The organism is Hymenobacter lapidiphilus, from assembly GCF_013377885.1.
Classification (GTDB): Bacteria; Bacteroidota; Bacteroidia; order Cytophagales; family Hymenobacteraceae; genus Hymenobacter; species Hymenobacter lapidiphilus.
Window position 1 is genome coordinate 20637 of record NZ_JABKAU010000025.1, and the last position, 17409, is coordinate 38045.

The 17409-nt window shown below is 60.2% G+C and carries 13 protein-coding genes and 2 tRNA genes; 10 read left to right on the forward strand and 5 right to left on the reverse strand.

Features of this window, described 5'->3' with window-relative positions:
- Positions 1-3: 3 nt before the first annotated feature.
- Entirely contained in the window at positions 4-1668 is a 1665-nt protein-coding gene (locus tag HW554_RS13375) for an amino acid permease (protein ID WP_176909129.1), read from the reverse strand.
- Between the two features lie 224 nt (positions 1669-1892).
- On the opposite strand from HW554_RS13375, the gene HW554_RS13380 reads away from it, so the two are divergent.
- The 4 genes from HW554_RS13380 to HW554_RS13395 all read left to right on the forward strand — a co-directional run bounded on the left by HW554_RS13380 (position 1893) and on the right by HW554_RS13395 (position 5098).
- The gene (locus tag HW554_RS13380; RefSeq protein WP_176909091.1) at positions 1893-2609 is read left to right on the forward strand and encodes a peptidase associated/transthyretin-like domain-containing protein; all 717 of its coding nucleotides are present in this window, start codon (positions 1893-1895) and stop codon (positions 2607-2609) included.
- A 122-nt stretch (positions 2610-2731) separates the two neighbouring features.
- The gene (locus HW554_RS20665; protein WP_246285222.1) at positions 2732-3448 is read left to right on the forward strand and encodes a carboxypeptidase-like regulatory domain-containing protein; all 717 of its coding nucleotides are present in this window, start codon (positions 2732-2734) and stop codon (positions 3446-3448) included.
- Positions 3449-3489: 41 nt separating this feature from the next.
- Positions 3490-3945, forward strand: coding sequence for a hypothetical protein (locus HW554_RS13390; RefSeq protein WP_176909092.1), 456 nt, complete (start codon positions 3490-3492; stop codon positions 3943-3945).
- A gap of 76 nt (positions 3946-4021) precedes the next feature.
- Positions 4022-5098 (forward strand): lipocalin family protein, encoded by a 1077-nt coding sequence (locus HW554_RS13395; RefSeq protein ID WP_176909093.1) that lies wholly within the window; start codon positions 4022-4024, stop codon positions 5096-5098.
- A 162-nt stretch (positions 5099-5260) separates the two neighbouring features.
- On the opposite strand, the gene HW554_RS13400 is transcribed toward HW554_RS13395, so the two are convergent.
- Complete coding sequence (locus tag HW554_RS13400; protein WP_176909094.1) at positions 5261-6454, reverse strand: ATP-binding protein; 1194 nt, start codon at positions 6452-6454, stop codon at positions 5261-5263.
- A 261-nt stretch (positions 6455-6715) separates the two neighbouring features.
- Between HW554_RS13400 and hemA the strand changes: the two genes are divergently transcribed.
- Entirely contained in the window at positions 6716-7987 is a 1272-nt protein-coding gene (gene hemA, locus HW554_RS13405; RefSeq protein WP_176909095.1) for a glutamyl-tRNA reductase, read from the forward strand.
- Positions 7988-8248: 261 nt separating this feature from the next.
- Here the strand turns inward: hemA and HW554_RS13410 are convergent, their stop codons facing one another.
- The gene (locus tag HW554_RS13410) at positions 8249-8563 is read right to left on the reverse strand and encodes an ArsR/SmtB family transcription factor (protein ID WP_176909096.1); all 315 of its coding nucleotides are present in this window, start codon (positions 8561-8563) and stop codon (positions 8249-8251) included.
- 232 nt (positions 8564-8795) lie between these two features.
- On the opposite strand from HW554_RS13410, the gene HW554_RS13415 reads away from it, so the two are divergent.
- The gene (locus HW554_RS13415) at positions 8796-10025 is read left to right on the forward strand and encodes a Glu/Leu/Phe/Val dehydrogenase dimerization domain-containing protein (protein WP_176909097.1); all 1230 of its coding nucleotides are present in this window, start codon (positions 8796-8798) and stop codon (positions 10023-10025) included.
- 162 nt (positions 10026-10187) lie between these two features.
- Positions 10188-11351 carry a mechanosensitive ion channel family protein gene (locus HW554_RS13420; RefSeq protein WP_176909098.1) on the forward strand — a complete coding sequence of 388 codons (1164 nt, stop codon included), beginning with the start codon at positions 10188-10190 and terminating at the stop codon, positions 11349-11351.
- A gap of 141 nt (positions 11352-11492) precedes the next feature.
- Here HW554_RS13420 and HW554_RS13425 read toward each other — a convergent pair whose 3' ends face one another.
- Both HW554_RS13425 and HW554_RS20990 read right to left on the reverse strand, forming a co-directional pair.
- A complete protein-coding gene (locus tag HW554_RS13425) occupies positions 11493-12398 on the reverse strand; it encodes a TerB family tellurite resistance protein (RefSeq protein WP_176909099.1) in 906 nt (301 codons plus the stop codon).
- Between the two features lie 191 nt (positions 12399-12589).
- On the reverse strand, positions 12590-15085 hold the full coding sequence (locus HW554_RS20990) for an AsmA-like C-terminal region-containing protein (protein ID WP_176909100.1): 2496 nt from the start codon (positions 15083-15085) through the stop codon (positions 12590-12592).
- A gap of 164 nt (positions 15086-15249) precedes the next feature.
- On the opposite strand from HW554_RS20990, the gene HW554_RS13435 reads away from it, so the two are divergent.
- The 3 genes from HW554_RS13435 to HW554_RS13445 all read left to right on the forward strand — a co-directional run bounded on the left by HW554_RS13435 (position 15250) and on the right by HW554_RS13445 (position 17156).
- A tRNA-Val gene (locus HW554_RS13435) sits at positions 15250-15327 on the forward strand.
- 23 nt (positions 15328-15350) lie between these two features.
- A tRNA-Val gene (locus tag HW554_RS13440) sits at positions 15351-15425 on the forward strand.
- 141 nt (positions 15426-15566) lie between these two features.
- On the forward strand, positions 15567-17156 hold the full coding sequence (locus HW554_RS13445) for a hypothetical protein (protein WP_176909101.1): 1590 nt from the start codon (positions 15567-15569) through the stop codon (positions 17154-17156).
- Positions 17157-17409 lie beyond the last annotated feature (253 nt).

The following is a 17409-nucleotide window of genomic DNA, read 5'->3' on the forward strand; positions in this document are numbered from 1 at the left end:
TGGCTACGCGTGCTTCAGGCGCAGCTTGGATTTCTTGTAGCCGTAGTTGAAATACACGGCCAGGCCAATCACCAGCCAGGCGAAAAACAGCAGCCAGTTGTTGAGGCCCAGCTGGGTCATCAGGTACAGGTTGGTGAGCAGGCCCAGCGTCGGCAGCAAACTCAGGCGCTTGCGGAACGACAGCCACGACAGGCCCAGGCAGAAGCCGAAGAACACCAGCATCGGGATGTAGTGGCGGCCCTCCTCGTAGGAGCCCAGCGCCTTGGTAAACTCGCGGATACCGGCCTGATTGTAGATCAGTACCAGCACCCCGCACACCGTCAGAATAAGCGGTACCAGGAACTGGCCGTTGATGTAGGGCACCTTAAAACGGGCATCGGAGGTACCGTAGGGGTCGATGATGAGGATGCCGCCGCACACCAGCGCAAAGGCGAACAGCGTGCCGATGCTGGTTAGGTCAATCACCAGATCCATGTTCAGCAGCAGCGCCGGAATGCCCACAAAGAAGCCCGTAACGATGGTGCTGAACGAAGGCGTGCGGAACTTGGGATGCACCCGCGCAAACACCGGCGGCAGCAGTCCGTCGCGGCTCATGGTCATCCAGATGCGGGGCTGGCCGATCTGGAACACGAGCAGCACCGAGGCCATGGCAAACACCGCCGACACGGCTACCACGCCGCCTAGCCACTCCACGCCCACTTTATTGAACACGTACGCCAGCGGGTCGCCCACGGCCAGCTCGGTGTAGTTCACCATGCCGGTAAGCACCAGCGTCACAATCACGTACAGAATGGTGCAGATGATGAGGGCGTAAATCATGGCCCGGGGCAGGTCGCGCTGGGGGTTCTTGCATTCCTCGGCCGTCGTCGAAATAGCATCGAAGCCAATGTAGGCGAAGAACACGGCCGACACCCCTTTAAGCACCCCGCCAATGCCGTTGGGCGCAAACGGGCTCCAATTTTCGGGCTTCACGTAGAAAGCGCCTACCAGAATAACTACGGCCACAACCACCAGCTTGAGGCCCACCAGAATGTTGGAGGCGTTCTTGGATTCCTTGATGCCGATGTACACCAGGGCCGTAATGGCGAGTGTAATCAGGCCGGCGGGCAGGTCGATGACCAGGCGCAGGCCGCCGGGCAGCTCGGGAGCCGAGTTCCAGGCATTGTAGCCGAGCAGCTGCGTGGCAGTGGCTTCGCTCAAGGGCTTGCCCGCCTGCATCAGGGCCAGCACTTCGCCGTAGTAGCGGTGGGCGCTCTGCATGCCCATCGTCAGCCAGATGGGAATTTGCAGCCCCACCCCGTCCATGAGGCCGGTAAAGTAGTCTGACCACGAAATGGCTACCACGATGTTGCCCACCGCATATTCCATGATAAGCGCCCAGCCGATAATCCAGGCGGCCAACTCGCCAAACGAGGCGTAGGCGTAGGTGTAAGCCGAGCCGCTTACCGGAATAGTGGCCGCGAACTGGGCGTAGCACAACGCCGAAAAGGCGCAGGCAATAGCAGTGAACACGAACAGCAGCGACACAGCCGGGCCGCCGTCGTGGGCCGCATTACCGATGGTACTGAAAATGCCCGCCCCGATAACGGCCGCAATGCCTAGCGACGTCAGGTCGCGGACGGTGAGGTGGCGCTCCAGGCTTTGCGAGCCAGGGTCGGTGCCGAGCATATCCAGGTCGGCGGGCGGGTTAACAAGGAGGTCCGAAACGGTTTTGCGGCGGAACAGCCCGCTGATGCGGGAGGGAGGTAGAGGGCTTGACAACGGAGCGGAGAACAGGTTTAGAGGGCAAAAGATACAGAAATATGCCGGGCAGTTGCCCCGTGCCGATGGCTACCAGGCACTAACCGGCAAATATTCTTATACTTATTGTCCTGCCTTAACCTCCTGCCGCTATGCCTGGCTTCTCTGTTCCGAACCCCTGCCCTCAGTCCTGGGCCACCATGACCCCCACCGCCGCCGGCCGGTTCTGCGGGCAGTGCCAGCACGAAGTCGTAGATTTTTCGGCCCTGAGCGAAGCCGAGGTGCACACGTGGCTGGCACAGCCGGGGGTAGGCACCGTGTGCGGTTTGTTCCGGGCCGGGCAGTTTGCGCCTCCGGTACCAGCCGGCGCTGTGGCAATGGCCGCCCCGCGCTGGCGGCGCTGGCTGCTTACGGGGCTGGCGCTACTCAGCCTCAAGCCGCTGCTTACTTCCTGCCAGAACGCCCAGACCAACGCTGCCACGGCCGCCACCGGGGCCACCGAGCAGGCCGATGAGCTGGCCACCGCGCCGCAGGGCCAGGTAACCATCCGGGGCCGGGTGCTCGACGATTCTACCGGGCTGGCCGTGGCGGGGGCCGAAATCTTCATTGCCGACACGCCCTACGGGGCCGTTGCCGACGAGCAGGGCAATTTCAGCTTCACCATGAAGAAGCAGTGGGAGGCGGTGCAGAACGGTTTGGTGAGCCTGCGCGTGTCGGGTAGCCCGTTCGTATTCGTGCCCCAGACGCTAAGCGTGGCAGTAAACCCGGCGCCGGCTCCGCTGCTGGTGCGGCTGCAATCGGTGCCCGGCCGGGGGCAGATTATGGGTAAAGTAGTGGGCCACGAGCCGCCGCAGAAGCCGCCGCTGTAGCGGCGGCCGCTCAGGGTTTCGGGTGTTGTGCTGCTGTTGCTGCGGAAATCTTACGCGTTGCGTGTGGAATCGGGCGCGGCCCGGCATCAGGCTGGTAGACCTCCACTTCAAGTTGCTACCTCATGCCCCAGTTCTTAACCATCTCCGTTCCTCAGCCCTGCGCCGAAAACTGGGCCGCCATGACGCCTGCCGCCCAGGGCCGCCACTGTGCCGCCTGCGCCAAAACAGTGGTCAATTTCAGCTGGATGACGGATGCCGAAGTGGTAGCCTACCTGAGCCGGGCCAGCGGCCCGAGCTGCGGGCGGTTTCGGGCCGGGCAACTGAGTCGGCCGCTGCGGCTGGCTCTGGCGGCTCCTGCTGCGCAGCGGTGGGCCGCCGCCGTGCTGGCCGTGTTGGGGATGGGAACTGCCGCGCCAGCCGTGGCCCAGCGGCCAACTCCCCCAATCCTGACGCAGCAGACGATGACGATGGGCATAGTAGCCACGACCCCTTCCCATCCAGTTCTGCCAGTTCGCATCGTGCGGGGCCGGGTAACGGAGGCCAGCACCGGGCAGGGCCTGCCGGGCGTAACGGTGCTGGTAGAGGGCACCCATAACGGCACTTTAACCCGAGCTGATGGCACGTATGAGCTGGAAGTAGCAGCAGGTGCGCACAGCGCGCGGCTGATATTTTCAAGCATCGGCTTCAAAACGGCTGTTATGCCAAGTGACCAAGCCGAAGCGGTTGTTTTGGAAGCTTCGTGCGACAGGCTTATGGGCGAGGTAATAGTGACGTATGGTTCCCGCTGGTACACCCCCCGCGGCCTGTGGCAGCGCCTGACACGACCATTTCGGCGGTAGAAGAATCTTTACAGTTCCTTGTTAGTCCTATACTCGCCGCAATGTCAGCCCCTCGCATCTTTGGTCTTTTTTCAACTGGTACTCTGTTGTTGGTGCTGCTTAGTGCCGCGCCGGCTTCGGCCCAATTGCGGGCCGCATCGCTCGATTCGCTGTACCGCTGGGGGGTGCTTTACGATGAACAAGGGCCCCGGCCGTACACGATGTTGCGCTTCAAGCGGTTGAAACTGGTCGTAACAACCGATTCGATAGGCGAGTTTGAAGTGGCCGTGCCATTGGTGCGGGTGTTGCGCCTTTTGCACGATGTATTGGTGCTAGATGAGTCGCCGCTGGGCCCCCAGGAGGTGGATGTGAATTTCTTTCAGTCCGGCCCGATAGGTTTCCGGGTGATTACGGCCGATGACGGGCCGCAACTGGGGCCCCGGCTGAAGGGTAGTACCCGAATCGTGGGCGGACGACAGTGGCGGGCCTGGTTGCGACAAACCCAGCAGAGCAGGTAAGTAAGGTCAGCGCAAGCAGCCTGTAAATAGTTATTTCCCTAAACCTTTCGGCCCCCGAAACCCTTATGGCAGCAGTATGAAAAACCTGCTGTTAGCTATTGTTCTGTTACTTTTCACGGCCTCGGGCTGTGCCCTCAAGCCCACCAATAAGTACGACGTGTTTACGGAGCGCGCCGAACTGCCCCGCGAGGAAGCCGTCCACAAACAGAATTCCCTGGAATGGTGGTACTTCACCGGCCACCTGCGCGACAAGGCCACCGGCGAAATGTTTGGCGTCGAGTACGTATTCTTCCACTTCAACATCAATGGCAAGCGCGACTGGCAGATGGTGAACTTTGCTCTCACCGATCCGCAAAACAAGCAGTTCCGCTACGACTATAAAGTCACGCGCCTGCCCGAGCTAATGCCCTCGGTTTTGCCCCTTAACCTGAGCGCCCGCAAGAAAAACGAAACCTGGACCCTGACCGGCCAGGAGGGCCGCTACCACCTGCAGGGCCGCATGGCCGCTCACGCCGGCCAGGCCATCGACCTGACGACCACGCCCGCCAAGCCCGTGCTGATGCACAACGGCACCGGCTACGAAAACTACGGCAACGTAGCCAAGGCCGGCTACTACAGCTACCCGCGCCTGGCCACCACCGGCACCCTCGAAATAGGCGGCAAAGTGCGGCAGGTGGAAGGCGAGCTGTGGTACGACCGCCAATGGAACGGCAACTCCGTAACCAACAAGGGTATCGGCTGGGACTGGTTTTCGGTGCAGCTCGATGAGCCTCGCACCGAGCTGATGGCCTACCAGCTGTTCGACCGCAAAACCAATCAAACCGTGAGCGGCGGCACCCACTACGGCCCCGACCTGAGCAACCAGCACCTGAACGCGGAGGATTTCCAGCTCGACGTCCTCGAATACTGGACCAGCCCGCACTCCAAGCTTCGTTACCCCAACAAGTGGCGCCTGCGCGTGCCTAGCCAAGGCTACGACCTTACCATCACGCCCGTAATGCCCGACCAAGAACTGACGCTTAAGCTTATTGCCGGCATCAAAATGCACTATTGGGAAGGAATGTGCCGCGTAGAGGGTACCCACAACGGCAAACCCGTGAAAGGCAATAGCTACGTCGAAATAACGAACCGGGGGAAAGGGGATAAGAAGTGAGTATAGTGAGGTGAGAGTTGAGAAAGGAACGTCATGCTGAGCGCAGCCGAAGAATCTCTACCGCTTCGTTGCAGTCAATAGAAATAGCACTGCAGTAGAGATTCTTCGGCTGCGCTCAGCATGACGTTCCTTTCTCACCTCACTATACTCAATTCTCAAAAATCACCCGTTCAGGATTATCCGGAAGGTGGTGCCGCGGCCGGGCTCGCTCCATTTCACGAAAAGGCGGCCCTTATGGTAGTTTTCGATGATGCGCTTGGCCAGCGCCAGGCCTAAGCCCCAGCCCCGTCTTTTGGTGGTGTAGCCGGGCAAAAACACGCTTTGTAGCTTACTTTTCGGGATGCCCTTGCCTGTGTCGGTGATGTCGAGGGCAATTTGGTTTTCGTTGCCGCGCACTGGCCGGCGTATGTGCAGCGTGATGCTGCCGCGCCCGTCCATAGCGTCAACGGCGTTCTTGCAGATGTTCTCAATCACCCAGTCGAACAGCGGAATATTTATCTGGGCCGGCGTATCGGTGGGCAAATCAGTTTTTACCTCGAAGCTGACTTTGCGCGACACCCGGCTTTGGAGATAACTGATGGCGTTTTCCGTCACGCGCAGAATGTTTTCATCGCCCAGCACCGGTACCGAGCCGATGTTGCTGAACCGCTCGGTGATGATTTCGAGCCGCCGGATATCCTTGCCCAGTTCCTCCACAATCGGCTCGTCTTTAAATCGTTCCGAGTCGCGCAGGTACTGCTGCCAGCCCACCAGACTGCTGAGCGGCGTGCCCAGTTGATGGGCTGTTTCCTTGGCCAGGCCCACCCACACGCGGTTCTGCTCGGCCCGCCGCGAGGAGCTGAAGGCAAAGTAGGCAACCACGGCCAGGCAGCCGATAATGGCCAGCTGCACCAGCGGGTAAAGCCGCAATTGGGTCAGCAAATCCGACTCCTTATAATACAGGAAGTTACGCGAACCAGCCCCGATTTTTATCTCGATGGGCGGGTGTTGCTCCCGCATCTGGGCAATCTGGTCGCGCAGAAATGCCAGCGACTTTTCTTCGCTCACGCCCTGGGGCACGTTCACGTTGCGGGCGTCGATGATGTTGTCGTCGCCGTCGGTGATGATGACGGGAATGGTTTTGTTGGCCTCGATGATTTCGTCGTAGAGAAACGACAGGTTCGATTCCTCTTCGGTGTTGATGATGTAGCGCTGGGTTTTGGCGTATAGGTCGATTTGCTGCCGCTCGCGCTCGGAGAGGCGCTGCACCAGCACGTTGGTATACACAACGGTAGCCGCCCCAATCAGTAGGGCCACGGCCACGATAAGGAGCTTGATGCGCGACTTCTGGTCGTAGATGGCAATAGTAGGGAGCACGGCAGGCAGCAAAACAGCGGAAGGCAGACCCCTGATACGGCGGCCCCGGCCCCGAAGATACGGCCCCGGCCAAAGTCAGGCCGCCTGGTCTATATCCATGATTTTCATCAACCGGCTCTGGATGGAAACTGCGTTGGTGCCATTTCCCGCCTGTTTCCCGAGTAATAGTAGGCAGGCCCGAACCAGCGTACCACATCTGCTGTTTTTACCCTAGCAATTTGTATGTAATTTTGCCCTCTGCTATCTGCCTTAGCTCCTGCTATGTCCCATCCTTTTCAAGCTGTCAGCCTCTCGTTCAAGAAAGCGCCGCTCGCCATCCGCGAGCTGATTGCGTTGGATGAGGCAGCCTGCCGGCGCTTGCTGCAAACCCTACACCACGAGCTCGACCTGACCGACTTGCTGGTGCTGAGTACCTGTAACCGCACCGAGGTTTACTATTCGGCCGACCAAGACCAGAGCGTAGCCGTTATCGAGGCCCTGGCCCGCCTGAAGAACCTGCCCGACGTGGTCGGTTTCACGCCCTACTTCGATGTGTTTGCCGGCTCGCTCGACGCCGTACGCCACCTGTTTGAGGTGGCTATGGGCCTGGAGGCGCAGGTTGTCGGCGACCTGCAGATCAGCAACCAGGTGAAGCAGGCCTACCAGTGGTCGGCCGATGCCGATGCGGCCGGGCCTTTCCTGCACCGTTTGCTGCACACCGTTTTCTTCACCAACAAGCGCGTACAGCAGGAAACCGCGTTCCGCGATGGAGCTGCTTCTACTTCGTATGCCACGCTGGAGCTGGTAGAGGAGCTGACCGCCGACGTGGCTAACCCCCGGGTGCTGGTGGTTGGTTTGGGTGAAATCGGCGCCGACGTCTGCCGCCACTTTGGCGACAGCAAGCTCTTCACCGACGTAACCATCTGCAACCGCACCCGCAGCAAAGCCGAGGCCTTGGCCGAAGAGTGTGGTTTGAAGGTGCTCGACTTCGAGGATCTGGCCGAAGGGCTGAAGGAGGCCGATGTTATCATCAGCAGCATTGCCCGGCCCGAGCCGTTTTTCAGCCGCGCCCTGGTGGCCAACCTGGAGGTGCTGAGCTACAAGTTCTTCATCGATCTTTCGGTGCCGCGCAGCATCGCGCCCGACGTGGAGCAGGTGCCCGGCGTGCTGGTGTACAACATCGACGCCATTCAGAGCAAGGCTTCGGCCGCGCTGGAGCGCCGGCTGGAGTCGGTGCCGCAGGTGCGGGCCATCATCGAGGAAAGCATGGAAGGCCTGCGCGACTGGACCAAAGAAATGATGGTGTCGCCGACCATTCAGAAGTTGAAAAACGCGCTGGAGCAGATCCGCCTAGAAGAACTGGACCGCTACAACAAGAAGAAAATTAGCCCCGAAGAAGCCAAGCGTCTCGACGATATCACCCGCTCGCTGATGCAGAAAATCCTCAAGCAACCCGTGCTCCAGCTCAAGGCCGCCTGCAAGCGCGGCGAGGCCGATCAGCTTATCGACACACTCACCGACCTGTTCGATCTGGAGCGCCAGCCGGCTTTTTAGGCTGTTGGCTACCGATATTGCGCAGAACGAAGTAGGGGCGGGGCTTGTCCCCGCCCGCCGTTAGCACCATGTGTTGCGGGTCCTTCAAAGAGGTGGTCAGCCTATCGTTCTGATGGCGGGCGGGGACAAGCCCCGCCCCTACAGCGCCCTCCATAACTTAGGTTGGCGGCTTGCGTTTCAAAAGAAGCCAACAACTTCAACCCAAAAGAAGGCCCCGCACTCAACCGAGTACGGGGCCTTCTTCGCTTTTCAGCTAACAGCTCAAATCTCACTCGAATCGCAGCACTCTTCGAGTGAGTCGATAACGTCGAGCAGCTTGGGAATGGAAAGAGAGTAGTAGATTTTAGTCCCTACTTTCAGCGACGACAGAATGCCGCGGTCTTTGAGGGTAATAAGGTGCTGGGAAGCAATGGCCTGGGGCAGGTCGAGGGTCCGGTAAATCTCCGTGACGGTCATCTTATCCTCTTTACCCAGCAGGTCCACGATGGCCAGCCGTTTAGGGTGAGCCAGCACCTTGAGAATGGCTGCGGCTTTATAAACTTTCTTCGATTCGACTCGGGCAAGTAGTGGCTTCATTTCGGCAATGCAAAGGTGGTATTACGGAACGGTAAGCGGGAATAGGGCTAATACGATATTAGGGGCCTGCAAAGTTCCTTTTGCCCCAAATACTGTACCTGTAAATGTTGGACAAGCCCAACATTAAGGCGGCAGGGCAATGGCAGTTGAGCCGCCCGCCCGATGGGGCCTGCCGCCCGTGTGCCTACCTTTGCTGCCGAAATTCCTGTCTCACCCTACCTTCTGCTCCCTGATGAAAGACCTGTTGGCCAAGTTTGAAAATAAGCGTCCCGAAATCGTATTTGAATGGCAGGACGCCGAAACCGAAGCCGAAGGCTGGGTGGTCATCAACTCGCTGCGGGGCGGAGCGGCCGGCGGCGGCACCCGCATGCGCCTGGGCCTCGATAAGCGCGAGGTAGAAAGCCTGGCCAAAACCATGGAAGTGAAGTTCACCGTATCGGGCCCGGCCATTGGCGGGGCTAAGTCGGGCATCAACTTCGACCCCCGCGACCCGCGCAAGCGCGGCGTGCTGGAGCGCTGGTACAAGGCCGTTTTCCCGCTCCTGAAAAATTATTACGGCACGGGCGGCGACCTGAACGTGGACGAAATCCACGAAGTCATTCCCATCACCGAAGAATACGGCCTCTGGCACCCCCAGGAAGGGGTGGTAAACGGCCACTACCAGGCCACCGAGCCCCAGAAAATACAGAAGCTGGGCCAGCTGCGCCAAGGCGTGATAAAAGTGCTCGAAGACGTGGCCTACTCGCCCGACCTGCGCCGCAAGTACACCGTGGCCGACCTGATAACCGGCTACGGCGTGGCCGAGGCCGTGCGCCACTACTACGCGCTATGGGGCGGCCGCTCGGTCGAAGGCAAGCGGGCCATTATCCAGGGCTGGGGCAATGTGGGGGCGGCAGCGGCCTACTACCTGGCCAGCCAGGGCGCCCGCATCACCGGCATTATCGATAGGGCCGGCGGGCTGCTGAACACCGAAGGCTTCGGGCTGGAAGAAATCCGCCAGCTGATGCTGAACCGCCAGGGCAACGAGCTAGCGGCCGATAACCGGCTGTCGTTTGAGGAAATAAACGAGCAGATCTGGACTAGCGGAGCCGAGATATTCGTGCCGGCCGCCTCCTCGCGGCTCGTGACCAAGGCCCAGGTGGAAGCCTTGGCCGCCAACGGTCTGGAGGTAATTTCGTGCGGCGCCAACGTGCCCTTCCAGGACCCCGAAATCTTCTTCGGCCCCACCGGCGAGTTTGCCGATGCCCGCGTGAGCGTCATCCCCGATTTCATTGCCAACTGCGGCATGGCCCGGGTATTTGCCTACCTGATGGAGTCGGACGCCGAGATTACCGACCAAGCCATTTTCGAGGATACCTCGCGCATCATTCGGGCGGCCCTGGAACGCACCCGCACCCAAAGCGAGGAGCATACTGGTCTGGCCCAACGGTCGTTCGAAATGGCCCTGCGCCAGCTGGTATAACCGCGGGCTGGTTGCAAGGCCGGCCCGGTGTTTGCGGCCCGCCTACCCGTAACGCGAAGAAATTCGTTGCGTTAGAAGCTTTAACAAGCCGTCTGCTTGCTGCCCGTTGGGGCAGTCGGCGGCCGGCTTGTTTGTTGCCCTCTTTCTTTTTCACCTGCGCCTATGTCTCTTTCCGAAATCCTTCACTACCATTTGCTCGGCATTGAGGTGCAGGAATACCTGACAGCCGCGGCCATTCTGCTGGCTGGTTTCGTGTTCAAAAACCTGGTGTCGCGCCTGCTGACGAAGGTACTGTTCCGGTTTTTTAAGAAGGTAGGGGAAGGCGTTACGGAGCAGCAGTTTCATGAGCTGCTGATCAAGCCCATCAGCATCGTCATCTTCTTCATCACCATCTTCATCGCCTACAGCGTGCTGGATATTCCGGTGCGCTCCTCGGAGGTGGGCCATGACACGCCGTGGTTTGCGAAGCTGGCCTTCCGGGTGTACCAGATAGCCTTTATAGCGGGCGTCACCTGGATTTTCCTGCGCATGATTGACCTGGCAGTGCTGGTGTTCATGAAACGAGCTCTGCGCGACCCTTCGCGGCTCACCAACCAGCTCGTGCCCTTCGCCCGCGACCTTATCAAGCTGTTTGTGGCCATCATTGCCTTTCTGGTGGTGTTGGGCCGCGTATTCAGCATTGATGTAACGGCCCTGGTGGGTGGCCTGGGCATTGGCGGCCTGGCCGTGGCTTTCGCCGCCAAGGAAAGCCTCGAAAACCTGCTGGCCTCGTTCACCATCTTCCTCGACCGGCCCTTCGAGGTAGGCGACTTGGTGAGTGTGGGCGATTTGACGGGCTCGGTGGAGAAAATAGGTTTCCGCAGCACCCGGATTCGTACCGTGGAGAAAAGCTACGTAACGGTGCCCAACAAATCCATGATTGATAAGCCGCTCGACAACCTCTCGCGCCGCACTTCCCGCCGGGTGTTCTTCATGATGTCGCTTACCCAGATGACGACCAGCACCCAGCTCCACCGCATTATCGAGCTGGTACGCGAGGCCATCCTCACGCACCGCCTCATCGAGCCCGATGTGCAGGTTAAATTCACCTCCCTGACATCCAACTCGAAAGACGTGCGGGTGCAGTACTATGTGCGTACCGACAGCTACGACGAGTACCTCGACGTGATGGAGGAAATCAACTTTAAAATTGTTTCGGCCGTGGAGGAGGTGGGAGCCGACTTCGTTGATACCACTATGACCCGTCTGTCGGGCGGCTCCGGCGGCTCCGACTTGCCCAAAAGCCTGCAGCCACAAAGCGGTGGTCAGTCGATTGCCAGCTCCTGAGAAGCGTCTTAAGCTGTTAGCTGAGAGCTAGTAGCTGTTAGCCTTCGTTTAAAAAAGAACATCTGTAATTACGCAAAAAGTAAGGCCCCGCAATCAACCGAGTACGGGGCCTTATTCATTTTTCAGCTAACAGCTAACAGCCTAGCGTCTGCCGCCGCCGAGTAGGCCGCCGAGCAAGCCACCGAGGCCACCACCCATAAGGCCGCCGAGGCCGCCGCCACCGCTGCTGCGAGGCTGCGAGTTGGGCTGGCCACCCAGGCCACCCAGAATCGACATGAGGGAGCCGAGGCCGCCGCCGCCGGTATGTGAGCCCTGTTGCGGGTAGTTGCCGTACTGGTCTGTTGGCTGCTGCTGCTGGCCACCGCCCATTACGCCGCTTAGGAGGCCGCCGCCGAGCAAACCGCCCAGCAAGCCACCCATGCCGCTTTGGGCCGCACCGCCGAGCAGGCCGCCCATGCTGCCACCCATCATTCCGCCGCCGCCACCGCTCTGGCCCCGGCCACCCATCACCTTCGAAATCACCATGGGGGCCACAATGCCGAGCAGACCAGCCATCAGGGCATTTTTAGGGATGCCCGCGCTTTCGAGCTTGTCGCCGATACCGCCCAGAAAGCTTTGCTTGGCCGGGTCGCTGGCGTCGTGGGGTACGTTGGCAGCCTGATCGACTACCTGCTCCAGCGTATGCTGCTGATTTTCGTTGATGCCCAGGTATTGCGAAATCTTGTTCACCATCTCCTCCTCGGTATTCGAGTAGGCACCATCGGCGCGGGCGAAGCTGATGAGGTCGGTAACGAGCGAGAAGCGCAGGTCGCTGCCGCGCAACGTATCGAGGTTGCTTTTTACTGTTTCGTTGTTCGAGCTTTTGGCGGCCGCCAGCACCTGCTGGGTAGCGGCACCGCTAAGGCCGGCCTGATGGGCAAGCTGCTGCAAAAATTCGATTTCGGGCGCCGACGCTTCACGGTCGGCCGAAGCTAGGCTGGCAATAGCACTCAGATAGGCGGCTTTTTCTTGGTCGGAGTAGTTCTGGAGCAGTTGCGAGTCGTTCATGATCAGATAGACAAAAGGTGGGAAGACTATATTCTGCTCCCTTAACGCGGCTTTGGGTTTGAAGTTGGCCCGGCCTCAAACAAGTCTCCCAAAATAATGCGCCGACTCACCGAGAAGCAGCATGCAGACCATAATCACAAACATCGGCGAGGTTGGAAAGCAGTTATGCGGCTACCAACGGCGGCAACGGCTCAGAACTCAAAAAATTCGCCCGGTTGGGGCTCGGCGGGCTTTTTGTCCGGCTTCTTCAGTTCCCACGAAGGCTTGGTTTTAGGCGTGGCCGGTGCAGCCGGGACAGCCGGGGCCGGGCCACTTGCCGGGCTGCGGCCCGGCGCTTGCCGGCCGGGCAGGCCGGTTTCGTAGCGCACCACAAAGTTGCTTTCGGTGCCTTTTATGCCCAGGCGTAGCGTTGGGCCATCGGCGCGGGCGGCAGCGCGCGGCAGCAGGCCCGGCAGTAACGGAATGCGCACATGGTAGTCGAGCTGCTGGTCGAAGGTATGGGTGCCCGTAACCCGGATAAGGGCCGCTGCCCGCACATTAGAGCGGATTTCCATCTCCGGAATATACACCGTCTGGCTCTGGATGTAGAAGTTATTTTGCAGCTCGGCGAAGCGCAGATGGCGCAGTGTAGCCCGGTCGGCCACCAGGCTCAGCTTTTGCAGGGGCTCGAAATTGAGCAGCTCGCCCTGCCGCACGGTGGCCTTCACCTGGGCTTCCAGGCGGTCGGTCAGCGGGCGTAGCTGGCCATCAAAGTAGGTGTCCGACTCGGCCGAGGCCGTGAGCGTGCCCCGCAGGTGGCGGCTCGTAAGGAAGCGTTGACCGAAATCCTCGAACACGAAAAACAGACTATCCAGCGGCACCTGCTGGCAACTGGCCACGGTGCTGGCCTTGAGCAGTTGGGGCTGGCGGGCGTCCATGGTGCCGCGCACGCTCAGCTGGCCTCCGGCCGCCATCAGGCGTAGCCCCGGCGAGCTGAACACCTGGTTTTGCAGCCGCAGCGTGCCGATCAGCTGCCGACCCCGCAGCCGCCGGTAGCGCACCTGCCGGGCCTGCAGGCCTACATCTAGAACCAGCCGGCCCGGTACGCGCAGGCCTCCAGCCGCGCCCGCGCTGCCGCCGCTTCGTTGGCTGCCCGCCGGTTGGTAGGCGTACAGTAGCTGGTTGAAATCGAGTAGCTGCGAGGTAACCGTTGCCTCAATCCGCAGCGGCTGGCCCGGTCCCAGGGCCCAGCCGGTAGCGTTGCGCACGGTGCCCCGGCCCCGAAAGTCAGAGTTGCCCAAGCGGCCCTGTAGGCTGTTCACGGCTACATCAGCCCCGCGTAACTCCAGTTGGCCCGTAAGGCCGCTGAAGGGCTGGCCGAAGTCGCGCAGTTGCAGCGTAACGCCGCGCAGGGTTAGCGCGCCGCTGGCCTGTCGGGCGTTGGGCCGCTGCCGGAGCACGGCCAGCGGCCCGTTGAGCTTCAGGCTTAGGCTGGCCTCACCGACCCCAGCGCGCACGGCCGCCACCGGAAAAAACTTCAATGCACGGGCCACATCCAGCTCGGCCTGCAGCGCCAGCTGCAGCGTTGGCTGCGCCAGGTTTTTGAGCCGCATACTGCCGCTAAACGGCCGGCCCGCCAGCTGTCCGCGCACTTGCTGTAGCGTGAGCACGGCCGTTCGGGCGGTGCGGCCTATACCGTTGCTGAAGTGGCCCTTCAGGCTTACAGCCTCTATCTGCTGGCGGTATTCGGGGTGAAAGAAGGAGGCCTGCCGGCAGCCGAACCGCACTTCCACGGCCGGGTTGCGCTGCTCCGACCATTCGCCGCGTACGGTACCTTCAAAATATACCTGCCCTTGGCTACGGTACCCGGCCAGCCGTTGGGTCAGGCGGGGCGGTAGCAAGGCCAGCACGGCCTGCACATCGGCTTGGCGGGCGGCGGCCTGCAAATCAAGCTGGGTGGCTTTTGCGTAATCAATCGTGCCCGAAACCGAATAGCTGGCCGAACCCACGGCAATAGTGGAAGGGCTGATAGAAACCAGCTGCTCCGCCCGGTCCACGTCGAGCAGGACGTTCATGCGTACATCCTTGGCCCGGAAGTAGTCGTCGGAGCCCAGGCGTACGGTTTCGATGCGGGCTGGGCCCGTCACGGCCACTTCCACATGGGGGCCAGCCAGACGCACGGTGGCCCGTAAATCGGGCGTTTGCAGGGCGAAGAACTGCTGGCGGGCCGCATCAGTGTAGGTAGCCCGCACGCGCTCCAGCCTGATGCCGCGCAGCTCCAGCGCAAAGGGCTGCTCGCTGCTTGTAGTGGTATCGGCTTTGAGAATCAGGTAATTGGCTTGGCCCGCGGCGTCGCGTCGCAGGAGCAGCTGCCCATCGGCCAGCGTGAGGCGACGGATGCGGTAGTGGCCACTCAGCAGGTCGAGGGCGTCGAAGGCGCAGTAGAGGCGGCGGGCCCGCAGTAGCCGGGTGGTATCGGTGGGCAACGAGCCCTGCATCACCACATCGTGCAGCGTAATGGACAGACGCGGAAACTGGTCGAGCACCGACACATCGAGGCGGCTGGCGCGCACGGGCACTGTCAGGTGCTGGTTGAGCGCCACCACGAAGCGGCCAATCAGCCAGTCCTGACCCAGCCATAGGCCCAGGCCGGCTGCCAGCAGTAGGCTCAGCAGCGTCAGCCCCACAATTTTCAGGATTCTACCCACCAGCGGCCCTCTGTTTTTTATAAGCGAAATTTCTGACTGGCAAGGGGTTCCCTGCATAAGCGACCCCAGCCAGGAAATTTCTTCGCCCAAAGATGGGGGAAAGTGTTGCGTTTTCAGAAATGAGCCCCCATCTTTGCCATCCCAAACAACGGGAAACGCCCATCGGGAGATTAGCTCAGCTGGTTCAGAGCATCTGCCTTACAAGCAGAGGGTCACTGGTTCGAACCCAGTATCTCCCACCATTTTTATAGTACGCTCACCCATCGGGAGATTAGCTCAGCTGGTTCAGAGCATCTGCCTTACAAGCAGAGGGTCACTGGTTCGAACCCAGTATCTCCCACACAGAAAAAGGACTGCCGTTACCGGCAGTCCTTTTTTGTTATGGCCCCGCTTGGGCGTGTCTGGCCACCGGGCGGCTCGTGGCGGGGCGTACTATTGGCACCAGCGTTCTGCTATCTTGCCCGATTCCTTTAGGTCTGCTATGCTTCCTTCTACTGCGGTGCGCCGATTCGGCGTACATGCCTTTTTCGGGTTATTGCTACTTATAGGGCTGCTACTGGTGGCCGACTATGGTGTGTCGTGGGATGAGCCAACCGACCAGCGTAATGGGTTGGTAAGCCTGCGTTACGTGGCCGACTTGGCGCTTGGGCACAAGCCTTACCCGATTGAGCAGTACCGCGACAGTGACCACGGCGTATTATTTGAGCTTCCGATGACCCTGGTGGCTCGGTATGGTCTAGGCCTAATTGGCGAACAGGTTGATTGGAATTACTATCTGGTACGCCACAGTCTAACATTTTTGTTGGTTTTAGGAGGTTTAGGGGGACTTTATAGGTTGGCCCAGCTCCGGCTGCAACGACCGTGGCTGGCGCTGTTGCCTGTGCTTCTGTTCGTGCTTTCGCCCCGGTTGTTTGCCGAATCGTTTTACAACGCGAAAGACCTGCTATTCCTGGCGGTGTTCACTTTAGGCATGTTTACGCTGGCCCGGCTGGTGCAGCGCCCTACCCTTAGCCGTGCCTTACTGCACGGCCTAGCCACGGCTGCTGCTATCGATGTTCGGTTGTTGGGGCTGATGCTGATTCCGTTTACACTGGGGCTGTTGCTGCTGGTAGTATTGCTGCCCACTCAACCCGCCGACCGCCCCCGCCGTGTGGGGGCCGTGGTGGGGATATACCTACTGATGGCGGCGGCGGCCACCATAGTGGGCTGGCCCTATCTGTGGGCCAGCCCATTATCCCGACTTCTGCTGGCTTTCCAGCGGATGAGTCATTTCCCCTGGCAGGGCGAAGTGTTGTATTGGGGAAAGTTGGAGCAGGCCCATCACCTGCCTTGGCACTACGGGCCCGTTTGGCTACTCGTTACCACACCGGTGGCGTACTGGATGGCGGCTGGAGTGAGCTTGGTGCTGGTAGCCCTGCGGTTGTTGCGCCGGCCGCTGAAGGGACTACGTGCTTTCAGCGGCCGCCTCGATTTGCTGCTGTGCGGCTGGCTGCTACTGCCGTTTTTACTAGTAATTTATATGCAGTCAGTTATTTATGACAGTTGGCGCCACCTGTATTTTGCGTATCCGGCCTTGCTGCTGCTAGCCGTATCGGCGGGTGAGCAACTGTGGGATTGGGGACGCGGCCACCGCCAGGCAAAGCCGCTGCTGCTGGGGCTGGGGCTGCTGGCCGGGCTTGAGATGGGACTTACAGTGGTACGCATGGTGAGCATGCATCCGCACCAGCAGGTATATTTCAGCTTCCTGACCAGCCAACAAGTGGAGGGTACGTTTGAACGCGACTATTGGGGGCTGGCATATCGGCAGGGGCTGGAGTATCTGGTACACCACCAACCTACCGGCCCCATCTTTGTGGCCGCTGCCGAGGAGCAGCCATTATTAAATAATTTGGTCTGGCTCAGCCCCACCGACCGGCAGCGCATTCATGTGCTGAACGAACCCGGCCCTAGGCGATATTACTTTTTCGGCTACCGCGCTTGGCCTAGTCCGTTGCCAACCGGTCAGGGACGGGAGATGTACCGGGTAGATGCTGATGGCCTGACGATTTTGTCAGTGCTCTATCAACCATGAACGTGCCAACAGTATTTCGGAACGCCTAGAGCCTGTTATGCACTGGTGCGTCAAAACGCGGCCGTTTCCGGCTTGTTTGGGCAGAAAAGCGTCGTTGTAGGCTCTTCAAGGCCATTGCCTGTGCAGCAGCAGCGACTTGCCGCTTGTACAACCGCCGAAAAAGCCGCTTTTCAACACACCAGTGCATAACAGGCTCTAGATCTGGCCGGTTAATGCCGGGATACCAGTTTCCGGCGGCCCGTTCTGACAGGGT

Excerpts from the sequence above, each read along its gene's own strand:
- HW554_RS13375 (WP_176909129.1), bottom strand. The coding sequence starts at position 1,668 with ATGCTCGGCACCGACCCTGGCTCGCAAAGCCTGGAGCGCCACCTCACC.
- HW554_RS13380 (WP_176909091.1), top strand. The coding sequence starts at position 1,893 with ATGCCTGGCTTCTCTGTTCCGAACCCCTGCCCTCAGTCCTGGGCCACC.
- HW554_RS20665 (WP_246285222.1), top strand. The coding sequence starts at position 2,732 with ATGCCCCAGTTCTTAACCATCTCCGTTCCTCAGCCCTGCGCCGAAAAC.
- HW554_RS13390 (WP_176909092.1), top strand. The coding sequence starts at position 3,490 with ATGTCAGCCCCTCGCATCTTTGGTCTTTTTTCAACTGGTACTCTGTTG.
- HW554_RS13395 (WP_176909093.1), top strand. The coding sequence starts at position 4,022 with ATGAAAAACCTGCTGTTAGCTATTGTTCTGTTACTTTTCACGGCCTCG.
- hemA (WP_176909095.1), top strand. The coding sequence starts at position 6,716 with ATGTCCCATCCTTTTCAAGCTGTCAGCCTCTCGTTCAAGAAAGCGCCG.
- HW554_RS13410 (WP_176909096.1), bottom strand. The coding sequence starts at position 8,563 with ATGAAGCCACTACTTGCCCGAGTCGAATCGAAGAAAGTTTATAAAGCC.
- HW554_RS13415 (WP_176909097.1), top strand. The coding sequence starts at position 8,796 with ATGAAAGACCTGTTGGCCAAGTTTGAAAATAAGCGTCCCGAAATCGTA.
- HW554_RS13420 (WP_176909098.1), top strand. The coding sequence starts at position 10,188 with ATGTCTCTTTCCGAAATCCTTCACTACCATTTGCTCGGCATTGAGGTG.
- HW554_RS13425 (WP_176909099.1), bottom strand. The coding sequence starts at position 12,398 with ATGAACGACTCGCAACTGCTCCAGAACTACTCCGACCAAGAAAAAGCC.
- HW554_RS13445 (WP_176909101.1), top strand. The coding sequence starts at position 15,567 with ATGCTTCCTTCTACTGCGGTGCGCCGATTCGGCGTACATGCCTTTTTC.